Origin of the sequence: Acetanaerobacterium elongatum, assembly GCF_900103835.1 — a bacterium.
In the GTDB taxonomy this organism is placed as follows: domain Bacteria; phylum Bacillota; class Clostridia; order Oscillospirales; family Ruminococcaceae; genus Acetanaerobacterium; species Acetanaerobacterium elongatum.
On sequence record NZ_FNID01000031.1, the window covers coordinates 1 to 12214 of the forward strand.

Consider the following 12214-nt stretch of genomic DNA (forward strand, 5'->3'; position numbering starts at 1 on the left):
CATTTCACAACAAACTCGAAAAAGCTGGTATGACGCAAAGCATGTCCCGTGTGGCACATTGCATCGACAACGGTCCTATGGAAGGATTCTGGGGCATTTTGAAACGCGAACGCTATTACGGTCGGAGATTCACCAGCAAGCAGAAACTTATTCAGATGATTGAGAGTTACATCAGCTATTACAACACCCGGCGTGTGCAACGCAACTTGGGTGTTCTGACACCGTTAGAGAAATTTAATCTCTACTTCGCTGCATAAAAAGCGACCAGTGGTTTTGTTCACCACTGGTCGGGAAAATTTTATGTTTTTTCGCTGTCCTCTTGACGGGATGCAGTTCATTTATCGGGGTGTGCCTCTTTCATTATTTCTTATAGGTTACTATCATCGATTTTGACATCTTCTTCCCCAACAGAAAAAAGAGATTACCAAACAGCTGCTTATGTATCGGCAGTGGGATTTGCGGGGCATATGCCCGGTGTATAAGTCCTGTCTCTTCCCAAAACACACCGTCCTGATAAGCGTATTCTGTGCCCGGCTTATAGGCATAGCTCATACCTCGAAACAGATTAAAAGGTATCAGTGTTCCCAGTGTGGGGGAACGCAGTTTTTTACCGGCCAGTGCCTCGTAAAACTGTTTGGCAATCTTGTTTGTTTGCTTACGGTGTTGGTTTGTAGGCTTGTAATCGTTCCAGCTGACGGCGGCTACCGGAAGCAGATAGCAACGGTTAAAGCCCCATGATCTTGCTGCTCCTGCCAGATATTCAGCCGCATTTTTAGCTCCAACCGCGCCGGTGGTTGTAAGGATAAGCGCCAGCTTTGTAAAGTACCGGGGGCGATGCTGTATAAAGCAGAAATGGTCCACCAGGTTTTTCATGAGTGCCGGAAGCTGCATGTTATAGGTGGGAAACGAAAAGATTACACCGTCACTCTGCTCGATGCCATCGATGATGGGTTGTATAATGGTATTGTGCGGGCAATAGCTGTGTCCTTTTCGAAAACAGAGGCTGCACCCTAAGCAAAACGGCAGGCTGCAATCCCTGAGCCGAATCTCCTGAAACTCTGCCCGTGCATCCAGTTCAGCCAGCTCCTGCTTTGCCAGCTCCTGCAGCTTGTAGGTGTTGCCGTTATGGGCGCTGCCGTTAATAATCAGATATTTCATAGCCTTAGCCTCCATGCCCCTTCATGATATTGTTGACGTAATAGTCTAAGAGTTTATCTCTTTCTTCTTTATTGCAAAAGTCGCAGGCAAACAGTTCTTTGCATAGCTCTTTGCGTAAGAACAACGACTGGAGGATAAAGACAAGCTCAAATGCCAGCAGCCTTTTCTCGCTTTCATCTATTGCCAAGCCCTGCATACAACGCATAAAACCGTGCGCTGACCTCGTGGTGTTATCCACAAGCTGCGGATGATTGCAATCGCCAATAATGGAGATACGCGATACAGACGGGTTTTGTATTAAAAAATCGGCAACCAGCTTCACAACCGCCTTTACCCTCTCTATCCCCCCCATGTTCCCCATTGCCGGCGGCTTAAATGAACCGATAACATCGCCGATAATTCTTTGAACACAGATCTCGATAAGATTCTCTTTGGTTTGAAAGTGATAATTCACCAGCCCTACACCAATCCCCGCCTTTTCAGCTATGGCTCGCGTAGTGATTTCGTCGATATTGCCGCCACTGCTTTCAATCAGCTGTGTAGTAACCGCAATGATTTTTTCTTTTACTTGGTCTGACTTCTTCATAGTATTGCCTCACACTTTTGAACATTGATTTGAACGTTGTTCAATTTAATTGTAACATTCCTTGCACGAATAGTCAACAACAAAAACGGTAGCATTATCCTTGCGGACATAGCTACCGCTTTAACCAAAGCACAATCATTTTACATATTGAATTCTAATAAACCTTCTCAATACTACCGATAACAATATATCCAAGACGGCGATTGATGTATTCTATGCTGAAATCTTCATACCACTGCATTATGCTCCAATTTTCAAGGGCTTGATAATCAGGATGCTCCGGGTTGGCCAGAATATCAAGATATTCCATATACCCGCCCACTCCGCCGACATCCTCCGGCGGAGCGTTTCCTTCACCCATAATGCAAACGGGAAAATTCTTATCGTAGTTATCCACTATACCATTCACTTTTATCGCATGTTCCCAAAAGTCACCCATGTCATAGGTATAGGTAAAGCCTTCACAACTGCCTATACAATCTGATAGTACCTTTTCGGCTGCGAATAAAGTTTTTTCGTTAGCATCAAAGGAATACAATTCCTCTGAATCAGCAACCAACCTTAAATGTCCCTGCTGTCTGCTGAATATTTCAAACTCATACAGATGGCGGTTTCTCCAGCCAAAAGCAACCTGTAAGACCTGGTGCACCCGCTCAAAGGTAAAGCAATCCGGTATCAGTAAACGCCGCCATGCGGTATACCTCTGCAAATCTAGTGTAACGGTTAAATCTACCGCTTTAACGCTAAAGATATTATCGCCATAGCTTTGCCTAAAATCGCTGAAAAACAGTCTATACGGATAATTGAAATCTTTGCCAAACCCCGAAACAAAGTCTTCATTTATTTTGGAAGTAACATTCGGCTGCGATAAACTGCCAGGCGTTAGTTCATCATAGAAATTCTCCGACAACATCACTGCCCTATTCATCCGGGCAATAGAACGTTTGTCTGAAAGTTTTATGTAGTGCACCTCACTATCGTGGGGTACATACCGTTCAACCAATTCAGGACGAATACCATAGCGAAGCAGGGTAGCTCTCAATTCGTCAAGAAAAATACTTGAAAAATGATCAAAGTCTTTAATCTTCATTCCATACAACACGAAACCAAAACGGTTGCTGTCACATACAGCCACGACTGCTTTACGCCGGTTTATGGTAACCACATTAGCGCTCCAACGGAAAAACGGGTTGGAGTCAGGTTCTCCGGCCAAAGGCTTAATTTCCAGTTCTTCGGCAAGTTTTTTACTGCACGCAATTATCATTACTTGTATCCTCCCTATCCAACTCTAAGTGCAACCCCGTTATATAACAATAATATCCTCTCCTCCACCGGTGATGCAGCGGCCACCCTCTGAAGTTACCACATAGGTGTCTTCCACACCCACCATTCCTACACCCGCTACACCCTTCTTGGGTTCAAGCGCAAGCAGCATGTTTTCGGCAAGAGGAGTATCAAAACCCTTGGCGATAACCGGCATCTCGTCGATATGCAGCCCGATACCGTGGCCCAGGAACTTTACCTGCCTGCTGCCATAGCCCATGAAGTTGCGCTTGAAATCATCCGAAAGCCCCTCCATTATGGTTTGATAGAGCTTTGAGGGAATCGCTCCGGGCTTTAGCTGCTCAGCCAATCGCTTCTGCACCTCCTTGCAGCCGCAGTGCGCCATGATGGTTTCTTTGTTGGGTTTTCCGCCAAACATATATACCTGTGTTTTATCGCTGTGGTACCCGTTTACCGCAAAGGCGATGTCGATGAACACAAGGTCGCCCTTTTTGAGCCTGCGCTCGCGATTGCCGCCGAGCGGAGAGGCCGGGTACATCCCTTTCGCACCGCCGGGGCCATCGAAGCTCGTTGGGTAGAGCGAATTCTCGCCAAAGCCCACCTGCCCCACCACCATCTCGGTTTGGAACATGGCAAAGCGGCTGATGCCCTGATATTCATGCTTGACCATCTGCTCATACAGCTCAGCCACCAAATCGGCCTCACTCATGCCTTCTGTGAGCATTGCTGGTACGATTTCGGTAAGCAGCTTGTGGTGGCGGCTGCCCGAATACTCTGACCAGTAAAGCTCGTAGGGGGTTTTAACCGCACGCACAAAGAGCAATGTCTTATCCAGTGAGCCGACAGATGCAAAGTTAAAATACTTCTTTAACCGCTCTAATATGCCAACGGTAACCACCTCGGTTTCAAGGTAGGTTTCGCCGCACTGTGCCCCCGCAAGCGCCGCGGCATCACGGTAGCCCTCCATTGAGTATATCATGGGCAGCGGCGATTCATTCTTTGCCCGCTCCAGGCTTCGACGCACCATGTAGAATGCCTCGCCCCCGCGCTTAATCATCAGCAGCGCATCCTGCATGGTGCCGGTGAAGTAATACTGGTTTACCTTGCTTAGGATAATAGCGGTTTGCCAGTTCGGATGCCCGGTATCCATGGCCGTGCGGAAAGCGTCAAGACGGGATTCAAGCTCGGTAATAGACGGGGTAATGTTCATGGGTACCTCCTGCAATTTCATGTTCTACTATAGAGTTAGTATATCTCAGCCCTGCCGAATTCGCAACTAAAGCACGCCGTGAAGTAGGTGAAAACGAAAACGTTATTACACAGATTTACAAAGCAGATGGGGTGTGGTATGATTCTTTTAACAATTTCTTCACATTTAAACGACTTATGTGCTTTTCGGTTTGCCGAAACCACACAACCCGCAGAAAGGAATGGATTTAATGGAGGATTTTAAAAACAGTGCGCTGATGTTTGGCCTGGGTACATTTGTCGCAGTATTTGTGATAGCTCAGTCGGTGTTCTTTCTTGTTAAGGCAGTAAAACGAGGCAAGGAATTGGGGATTGCGGGTTCCACCATGAAAAAAACCGCAATTTCGTCGGCCATCTTCTCCATAACGCCTTCCATTTCAATATTGCTTGCACTGATTACACTTTCAAAGGCGCTGGGTGTTGCGCTGCCGTGGATACGTTTGAGCGTTTTAGGGGCTGTTACATATGAACTCCCCGCTGCGGAGGCTGCGGCCAACGCCTTCGGGCTTTCAATTACCGGCAATATTACCGATATTAAGGTGTTTGCGGCGATTATCTGGGTAATGACAAGCGGATGTATCACACCGCTGGTTATCATCCCCCTGTTTTTAAAGAAACTGCGCGGCGGGCTTAATTTAATGAAGAAGCACGATGAAAAGTGGGGAGATATCTTTATTACCGCCATGTTTTTAGGTATGATTTCGGCCTTTTTGGGTATGGGAATCTCAAACGGGCTTCTTTCAGTGCTCACCCTTATCAGCTCGGCCGTTATTATGGCTGTGTGCGGCCTGCTGATTAAAAAGTGCGGAGCGGAATGGCTTAGAAACTACGCGCTACCGTTTAGCATGATCGGTGCAATGGCGCTGGCAATCCTGTTTAATAAAGTCGTATAAACTCTCTTGGATTAAGGCGCAGCTTGAAGCGTGCGAGAAAGGAATTAGTAACGATGAATAGAAGCTATGAAGATTCTATACACTTTTGGGGACGCACCTGGATGATCGCCGCGCTGATTATGATGTTCAGTGTGCCGCTTGGCTTCTGCCTGTTTTACAATACATGGCCCGACCCTATCAAGGTATTGCAGGGGCTGCTGGGGGTTGCCCCGATATTCTGGACGGTATGCGCCATAGAGGTATTTACCTATGCGCCTATGCTTGGGGATGCCGGAACCTACCTAAGCTTTGTAACCGGTAATGTAACCAGCCTTAAGGCGCCCTGTGCCCTATCGGCGATGGAAGCCGCCGACGTAAAGCCGGGCAGTGCACAAGGGGAGGTTATCTCAACCATTGCGATTTCGGTATCCTCTATTGTAACCACCCTGATTATCGTGTTGGGTGTTGTTCTGCTTATCCCGCTCACCCCGATACTGGAGATGCCTGCATTAAAGCCCGCGTTTGATAACATCCTGCCCGCACTGTTCGGCGGTTTGGGAGTGGTATATATCTCGAAGAACTTCAAGGTTGCGCTGGCCCCGCTGGTTGTAATGGTGGCATTGTTTATCTTTGTGCCGTCGCTTACCGGCTCGGTGGGCATTCTGGTGCCGGTTGCGGCGCTCATCGCAATCGGCGTTGCAAGAATATTGTACAAAAAGAACCTGCTATAAAATCAATCTGCCTGCTCATTTAGAATTTTGAAAGGGATGACATAAGAATGGATTACAGTCGGGCAGTGGAATCTCTGGCTAAAATGATTACATTTAAAACCGTTTCGGTAAGGAACAATCCTGAAGCAAATAAAACGGAGTTTGCGGCTTTTCGCAATTATCTGAGGCAGCGTTACCCCAATGTGTTTGCGCACAGCACCTACGAGGAGATTGGCAACAGCGGCCTGTTGTTTACTATAAAGGGTGGCGGCGGGAGTGCCCCTTCTGTGCTGATGGCGCACTACGATGTGGTGGAGGAAGGCGGCACATGGCAAAAACCGCCCTTTGACGGTGTGATAAAGGATGATGTGCTGTGGGGCCGTGGTACACTGGACACCAAGGTTACCCTATGTGGTATACTGGAGGCTGCCGAGCAGCTGCTTGGCCAGGGCTTTACCCCTAAAAGCGACCTGTACCTTGCCTTTTCGGGGGATGAGGAGATTATGGGCCCCTCCGCGCCTGCAATCGTAGATGTATTGGAGCAGCGCGGAATACGGCCCAGCCTGGTGGTAGACGAAGGCGGCGCAATTGTTTCGAATATGTTCCCCGGTGTGAAGCAGCAATGTGCGGTAATCGGCATCGCCGAAAAGGGTTCGGCAGACTTTATGCTCACTGCGACATCCAAATCGGGGCATGCGTCTGCACCGCCAAAGGTTACTGCCGTAGGTGCTGTGGCGAAGGCGGTTTGCCGCGTGGAAGCCCACCCCTTTAAGCAGCGCCTGATTCCGCCGGTGCGCAGTATGCTTTCGTATTTAGGCAGCCGCTCTGAAAACGGCGCAGTGAGGCTTTTGTTTACCAATCTGTGGCTAACCGCCCCCCTGGTAAAGCTTATCTGCCGGATAAGCGGCGGCGAGCTTGCGGCCATGACCAGAACCACCTGTGCCTTTACCATGGCAAGCGGCAGCAAGCAGGCCAATGTGCTGCCCAAAACCGCGTCGGCCACAGCAAACTTCAGGATATTGCAGGGTGATACCGTTGAGAGCACCATCCGGCGAATTCAGAAGCTTGCGGGTGAGGAGATTACCGTTACGAAGGTTTATGCCTCGGAGCCGTCTAAGATCTCGCTGATGGACAGCCGGTATGACCTGCTTGCTGAAACCATCCGGGAATCCTGGCCGGATACACTGGTTACCCCGTACCTGATGATGGCCTGCTCGGATTCCCGACACTTCTGCCGTATCTCTGACCATGTGTACCGCTTTACCCCGCTGCACCTTTCAAAGGAGGCCCGCGGTTTAATCCATTCGGAAAATGAGCGGATATCCATCACCATGATTGACGAATGCGAGGCGTTCTATTCCCGCCTGATTCAACGGCTGTAAATAATGGGCAGACATCCTCTTTAGTATCCAGCAACAAAGTACACCCTCCCGATACCTGCTGTTTCGTGGGGGTGTTATACGATGAGAATTATTCTTTGATTTTATAGTAATAAAAAAGAATCAACCACACAACGGAATCTCTTCCGACAGTATGGTTGAGCATTTAGCTTTTTTACCGGATAGTTTTATAGCGTCGTAACAAATTTAACCGAGTACAAGTCGCACATGATGCGCGCGTGAGAGATATAATCCTCAAGTACAAAGTAGTTGGTTCCTACCTCGCGCAGGATACCGGTTTTATCAGTATAAAAGCCTGTACCCAGAATAAACTCCGCCCTTACGTTCTTACCAATATTGGCTGCCAGGTACCCCGGGATATATGACCTGTCGGTTGCGGGAGGCGGGCCCTGCTCGCTCATCATGGAGGTTGTGCCCATCATGGTAGTTCCCTGCGTGCCTGCCATCGGGGTTGAACGCATGCCCGCCATTGAAGAACCGCCGGAGCTCATTTCGGGGGAATCTTCCATATCGGGGGACGGGAAGGTTCGCCGATACGGCGCGTTGTTCGGGTTGGATGAACCGGTACCCAATACCCGGTTATCCGACCAATTATAGTTGCTGTTCATAACTGTGACCATTCCTTTCCGACGCTTGCGCCGGAAAAGCACAAAGCGTCATAAAAAATCGCGATGCGGCTTTGCCGCAGGAGAAGTTATACTCCGACAGCAATTTTTTTAGTATGAAAAATACATTTTCAAACTTACCACCATTTTAGGTTTCAGAATAACCCTCTGTCGGGTTATAAAAGCAGTGTTTATTTATTCTTGTAAACCAATATCCGTTCTTGTTATAAGGGAAAAAGTTCGGGCACTTGGGGTTAAAGGGGTTCATGTACCAAAGAGCGTCAGCGCCTGCACCGCTGTGTATACCACCATTAATCGCCCAATCGGCAACCTGATAGTGTATGTCGTCGGGCGACATAGCCCATACATTCTGCGGGTTGGGCTGCCCGCCAAGCACGGTTTTCATGCACGAAAACTCACACATCTGCTCGATTACCTTGCGAAGGTTGCCTTCACATACACGATGGTACTCGCCGTAATCCACCCGCACGCGGTTCATCACTACGGTGGCCACGGCCTTCATGCCTGATTCCCCTTCTCCACCCGCCTCGCATTTTATCAGTCTTGCAAATAATTCGCGAGTATCCATTGCTGTGGTCATCCCTTCCTAAACGGCAAGTTACATTTCGCACTCACTATTACTTTATTCCCGCGCGCCAAACCTGTGACGGATTTTATATGAAAAAGTGCGACAGTTTATGATATTTTAGGCCACGCAGGATTAAAAATGTAATGCTTTTTGGGATGTTATTTAAAAATTTCTTCAATAGTTCAACATAAACCCAACACATATAGTCACTAGAATAGCCTTATACTGATCTCGATTATAATCAGCTACATCAACCAACCAAAATACTTATAAACTTGTGCCGGTATATGTACGGCGAAAGGAGCTGCAAATGAACACCGCTATTATCATTCCTGCATTAAACCCCGACGATAAGCTCATACGGCTTGTTGAAGGTATTAAGCACACCGGCGACAGTGCCATTATTATTGTGGATGACGGCAGCAAGCTGAGTTGCAATTCTATTTTCACAAAATTAGAGTACAACCTTGGCTGTATTGTGTGCCGGCACGCCGAGAATAAGGGCAAGGGCGAGGCACTGAAAACCGGTATTCGCCGTGCAATCAGCGAATTCCCCGAGCTGAGCGGTGTTGTTACCGCCGATGCCGATGGGCAGCATCTTCCGGCAGATATTCTGCACATTGCCCAAGCGCTGACTAAGCACCCTCACAGCCTGATTCTTGGAACACGCGATTTTTCTTCTGACAACGTACCGTTTAAAAGCCGCTGGGGCAATCGCATTACCTCGCTGGTGTTTATGCTGGGCACAAAAACCCTCTGCCGTGATACGCAAACCGGCCTGCGGGGCATACCCGCCTCTCTGCTGGACTTCTGCCTGAATGTACCCGGCAGCCGTTTTGAATATGAGATGAACATGCTCACTACGGCGGCGCATAAGCGTATACCCTTTGTGATGCTGCCAATCTCCACGGTTTATTTAGAGAACAATCAATCCTCTCATTTTAACCCGATTAAGGATTCCTTCCGAATCTATGTGAATATTCTGAAGTTTGGCATCTCCTCGCTGTTCTGCGCGATTGCAGACCTTACCCTTTTCAGCCTGTTTGCGTACTGTCTGTTCGGGCAGACATCCACAGGGATATTTACCTCTACCATTATGGCGCGCTGCCTTTCGGGCGGGATGAACTTCGCCATTAATAAGAGGTGGTGCTTTGAAAGCGAGGGGAACCATTTTACCCAGGCGCTAAAATACTTCGTGCTCTTCTGTGCGCAGATTCTGTTAAGCTCCACCTTCGTAACCCTGTTTTCAAAGCTTCCAATCAATCTTACTGTATTAAAGATGCTGATTGACGGCGCGCTTTTTGTGTTGAGCTATTTTGTGCAGAGCAGGTTTATCTTTAAGGATGAAACCTCCGCCGACGAGAACTAACAGAAAGGGCAGTCTTATGAAAAACATCTTCAAAAAGCCTTTTCGATGGGCGATATTTTATTCCCTTGTTATGGCCGCCGCCGTTACCTTTGTATTGATGGATACCTTTGTAATTGAACAGACGGGTACCCCCATGGTTACAGCCTCCCTTTCCGCACGAGAGGTTAAGACCGACAGCGAAAGCCAAAGTACATCCGGTGCGGTTACCAATGAGCAGAGCACTATAAATCAAGCAGCATCAACCCCGGACAATGCGGTTATCACCGAAAACTCCTATAAGGATGATAATATTCAGATTACCATTGATACGGTGCGCAAATATGATACCACCCTGTATGTGGCCGACATTCAGGTTTCCAGCGCACAATACCTGAAGACCGCTTTCGCAAAGGGCACCTATGGGCGGAATATCAAGCAAACCACCTCGGACATGGCCGAAAGCAACAACGCCATCTTTGCCATTAACGGGGATTATTACGGGTTTCGCGACTACGGGTTTGTAATCCGCAACGGGGTACTCTACCGCAACACACCGAACCCGTCTGGCACCGGCGAGGCGATGATGATTGACAAGGACGGTAATCTTTCGATTGTAAACGAGCAGCAGAGTGACGCGCAGGCCCTTGTGGATTCCGGTGCATGGCAGGTGCTGTCGTTCGGGCCCGCTTTGGTTAACAACGGCAAGATTACCGTGGACGAAAACACCGAGGTTGGCAAGGCGATGGCAAGCAACCCGCGCACGGCAATCGGGCAGATTTCGCCGCTGCACTACATTGTGATTGTATCGGACGGTCGCACAAGCGAAAGCGCGGGGCTTTCCCTGCTGCAGCTGGCGCAGGAATTCAGCGAAAGGGGCTGCACCGTGGCCTATAACCTAGACGGCGGCGGTTCCTCCACCATGTGGTTTAACGGCAAGGTGGTTAATGTTCCCGCAAACGGAAGATCCTCTTCGCAAAGGAGTGTGAGCGACATTGTCTACCTCGGCTATTAAAGGGCAGCATAACAGCAGACATTTTCGCAAGACGATGCTTGTGTATTTAGCCATTTCGGTATTCTGCATTGTTTTTGACCGCATTTACGCCCTCTTTGGGCATGGGGTGTACTCCGCTTCGATGTCGCTGATGTTCCTTTACCCGCTGCTGGGCGGCGCGCTGCCGTTTTTGCTGCTGTGGCAGTTTGCTCCGCAAGAGGATTCGGTAAGCCATTACCGGCTGTATTATAACTGCTACAACTCCGGCATCGCGGCACTGACGGTGCAAAGCCTGCTCAACGGTATCTTTGAGATTGCCGGTACGGCCTCACGCTATCTGATTGTCTTTGTGGTGTGCGGCTGGGTTATGGTAGCGGCGGGGCTGGTTTTATATCTGATGGGGCTTTATCGGTATTATAGCGGGAGTAAATTAAAAAGTTAAAACATGATAAAAGAAAGAACCCACATCCGAAAAGGGTGTGGATTCTTTCTTAATATACAGGGTGTTAATTCCAGCTTTGCAGCTCAAGAATGTTGCCTTCAATATCGGCTGCATAAACAAAGGTGGCTTTTCTGCCGTCTGCATAAGTCGCATGCACCAGTTCGCCAAGCTGCCCGCCACCGGCTGCAAGAACCTGCTTCAGGGTTTGCTCCACATCATCCACCTCAAACGCCAGATGAGCTATACCACACTGATTGACAGCGTGGTGATTCGTTGTAACCATAGAATCGTAAGAGAATATCTCAAGCGTCGGGTGTTTATCGTCATATCCGGGCAGGCAAAGGTGCTCCCCTACAATATGAGCGTTTGGCACACCGGTCATCTGATCCAGCCAATCACCTTGAATATCTCTGGTTTCGCCAATGCTTTTGCATTGCAAGGCGGTTTTGTAGAAATCTATCAGCTTAGCCGCGTCTTTCGCGATGATATTTGCATGGGCAAAACGAAACATAATGTATTGGCCTCTTTTCAATGCTAATTAGTATATGTAAAAAGGATGTCATACAGACAGACTGTATGGCATCCTTTTTGGCGGAGAAGGAGGGATTTGAACCCTCGCGCCAGTTACCCGGCCTACTCCCTTAGCAGGGGAGCCTCTTCACCACTTGAGTACTTCTCCATTTGGTGAAAATGTTTTATTATATATGCTCAATGGCAAAGCCCTTGTGCGCCCCGCCTTAAGCTTTTTAAGCGAATGGCGGAGAGGAAGGGATTCGAACCCTTGGTTCTTTCGAATCACTGGTTTTCAAGACCAGCTCCATAAACCGCTCGGACACCTCTCCAATTATGACGAAGATTATGATACCACAACTTGAGGCGACAGTCAACACCAAAATACCGATTTCCTATAATTTTTACCGGGCCCGACTTTCAAAAAGAGCATCGAGCCCGGCTGCACAGGCGTTACAAATCAGCAGTTGT

14 protein-coding genes and 2 tRNA genes are annotated in these 12214 nt (G+C 48.5%); 7 read left to right on the forward strand and 9 right to left on the reverse strand.

All coding sequences use genetic code 11. From position 1 onward, the window contains the following. Positions 1–257 (forward strand): integrase core domain-containing protein (locus BLR50_RS10820; RefSeq protein ID WP_143008007.1); only part of this gene is annotated, 257 nt, incomplete at its 5' end. 103 nt (positions 258–360) lie between these two features. Here BLR50_RS10820 and BLR50_RS10825 read toward each other — a convergent pair. The 4 genes from BLR50_RS10825 to BLR50_RS10840 all read right to left on the reverse strand — a co-directional run bounded on the left by BLR50_RS10825 (position 361) and on the right by BLR50_RS10840 (position 4238). Next, positions 361–1158, reverse strand: coding sequence for a flavodoxin family protein (locus BLR50_RS10825; protein ID WP_092642076.1), 798 nt, complete (start codon positions 1156–1158; stop codon positions 361–363). Between the two features lie 4 nt (positions 1159–1162). Continuing rightward, positions 1163–1744, reverse strand: a complete 582-nt coding sequence (locus BLR50_RS10830; protein WP_092641958.1) for a TetR/AcrR family transcriptional regulator — start codon at positions 1742–1744, stop codon at positions 1163–1165. A 154-nt stretch (positions 1745–1898) separates the two neighbouring features. After that, entirely contained in the window at positions 1899–3008 is a 1110-nt protein-coding gene (locus BLR50_RS10835) for a plasmid pRiA4b ORF-3 family protein (RefSeq protein ID WP_092641961.1), read from the reverse strand. Between the two features lie 39 nt (positions 3009–3047). Beyond that, complete coding sequence (locus BLR50_RS10840; RefSeq protein WP_092641963.1) at positions 3048–4238, reverse strand: M24 family metallopeptidase; 1191 nt, start codon at positions 4236–4238, stop codon at positions 3048–3050. 220 nt (positions 4239–4458) lie between these two features. Between BLR50_RS10840 and BLR50_RS10845 the strand changes: the two genes are divergently transcribed. The 3 genes from BLR50_RS10845 to BLR50_RS10855 are packed head-to-tail and all read left to right on the forward strand — an operon-like array spanning position 4459 to position 7240. Continuing rightward, a complete protein-coding gene (locus tag BLR50_RS10845) occupies positions 4459–5169 on the forward strand; it encodes a DUF5058 family protein (protein WP_242871745.1) in 711 nt (236 codons plus the stop codon). Between the two features lie 53 nt (positions 5170–5222). Next, positions 5223–5879: a hypothetical protein gene (locus BLR50_RS10850; protein ID WP_092641968.1), complete on the forward strand. Its 657-nt coding sequence runs from the start codon at positions 5223–5225 to the stop codon at positions 5877–5879. 47 nt (positions 5880–5926) lie between these two features. After that, on the forward strand, positions 5927–7240 hold the full coding sequence (locus tag BLR50_RS10855) for a M20/M25/M40 family metallo-hydrolase (RefSeq protein WP_092641971.1): 1314 nt from the start codon (positions 5927–5929) through the stop codon (positions 7238–7240). Positions 7241–7425: 185 nt separating this feature from the next. Here BLR50_RS10855 and BLR50_RS10860 read toward each other — a convergent pair whose 3' ends face one another. Together BLR50_RS10860 and BLR50_RS10865 are read right to left on the reverse strand one after the other, a co-directional pair. Continuing rightward, a complete protein-coding gene (locus BLR50_RS10860) occupies positions 7426–7878 on the reverse strand; it encodes a hypothetical protein (RefSeq protein ID WP_143008102.1) in 453 nt (150 codons plus the stop codon). 133 nt (positions 7879–8011) lie between these two features. Continuing rightward, the gene (locus tag BLR50_RS10865; protein WP_092641977.1) at positions 8012–8452 is read right to left on the reverse strand and encodes a cell wall hydrolase; all 441 of its coding nucleotides are present in this window, start codon (positions 8450–8452) and stop codon (positions 8012–8014) included. A 310-nt stretch (positions 8453–8762) separates the two neighbouring features. Here BLR50_RS10865 and BLR50_RS10870 point away from each other — a divergent pair, with 310 nt between their 5' ends. The 3 genes from BLR50_RS10870 to BLR50_RS10880 are packed head-to-tail and all read left to right on the forward strand — an operon-like array spanning position 8763 to position 11233. Further along, complete coding sequence (locus BLR50_RS10870) at positions 8763–9821, forward strand: bifunctional glycosyltransferase family 2/GtrA family protein (protein WP_092641980.1); 1059 nt, start codon at positions 8763–8765, stop codon at positions 9819–9821. Positions 9822–9837: 16 nt separating this feature from the next. Then, positions 9838–10812, forward strand: a complete 975-nt coding sequence (locus tag BLR50_RS10875; protein ID WP_092641983.1) for a phosphodiester glycosidase family protein — start codon at positions 9838–9840, stop codon at positions 10810–10812. Next, positions 10793–11233 carry a hypothetical protein gene (locus BLR50_RS10880; protein WP_242871746.1) on the forward strand — a complete coding sequence of 147 codons (441 nt, stop codon included), beginning with the start codon at positions 10793–10795 and terminating at the stop codon, positions 11231–11233. The genes BLR50_RS10875 and BLR50_RS10880 overlap by 20 nt, the downstream gene beginning before the upstream one ends. A 64-nt stretch (positions 11234–11297) precedes the next feature. Here the strand turns inward: BLR50_RS10880 and BLR50_RS10885 are convergent, their stop codons facing one another. The 3 genes from BLR50_RS10885 to BLR50_RS10895 all read right to left on the reverse strand — a co-directional run bounded on the left by BLR50_RS10885 (position 11298) and on the right by BLR50_RS10895 (position 12075). Beyond that, the gene (locus tag BLR50_RS10885) at positions 11298–11744 is read right to left on the reverse strand and encodes a VOC family protein (protein WP_092641989.1); all 447 of its coding nucleotides are present in this window, start codon (positions 11742–11744) and stop codon (positions 11298–11300) included. Between the two features lie 78 nt (positions 11745–11822). Then, positions 11823–11912, reverse strand: a tRNA-Ser gene (locus tag BLR50_RS10890). A gap of 76 nt (positions 11913–11988) precedes the next feature. Further along, positions 11989–12075 (reverse strand) — tRNA-Ser (locus BLR50_RS10895). Positions 12076–12214: the final 139 nt, after the last annotated feature.

Coding starts and splice junctions, on each gene's coding strand:
- BLR50_RS10825 (WP_092642076.1), bottom strand. CDS start 1,158: ATGAAATATCTGATTATTAACGGCAGCGCCCATAACGGCAACACCTAC.
- BLR50_RS10830 (WP_092641958.1), bottom strand. CDS start 1,744: ATGAAGAAGTCAGACCAAGTAAAAGAAAAAATCATTGCGGTTACTACA.
- BLR50_RS10835 (WP_092641961.1), bottom strand. CDS start 3,008: ATGATAATTGCGTGCAGTAAAAAACTTGCCGAAGAACTGGAAATTAAG.
- BLR50_RS10840 (WP_092641963.1), bottom strand. CDS start 4,238: ATGAACATTACCCCGTCTATTACCGAGCTTGAATCCCGTCTTGACGCT.
- BLR50_RS10845 (WP_242871745.1), top strand. CDS start 4,459: ATGGATTTAATGGAGGATTTTAAAAACAGTGCGCTGATGTTTGGCCTG.
- BLR50_RS10850 (WP_092641968.1), top strand. CDS start 5,223: ATGAATAGAAGCTATGAAGATTCTATACACTTTTGGGGACGCACCTGG.
- BLR50_RS10855 (WP_092641971.1), top strand. CDS start 5,927: ATGGATTACAGTCGGGCAGTGGAATCTCTGGCTAAAATGATTACATTT.
- BLR50_RS10860 (WP_143008102.1), bottom strand. CDS start 7,878: ATGGTCACAGTTATGAACAGCAACTATAATTGGTCGGATAACCGGGTA.
- BLR50_RS10865 (WP_092641977.1), bottom strand. CDS start 8,452: ATGGATACTCGCGAATTATTTGCAAGACTGATAAAATGCGAGGCGGGT.
- BLR50_RS10870 (WP_092641980.1), top strand. CDS start 8,763: ATGAACACCGCTATTATCATTCCTGCATTAAACCCCGACGATAAGCTC.
- BLR50_RS10875 (WP_092641983.1), top strand. CDS start 9,838: ATGAAAAACATCTTCAAAAAGCCTTTTCGATGGGCGATATTTTATTCC.
- BLR50_RS10885 (WP_092641989.1), bottom strand. CDS start 11,744: ATGTTTCGTTTTGCCCATGCAAATATCATCGCGAAAGACGCGGCTAAG.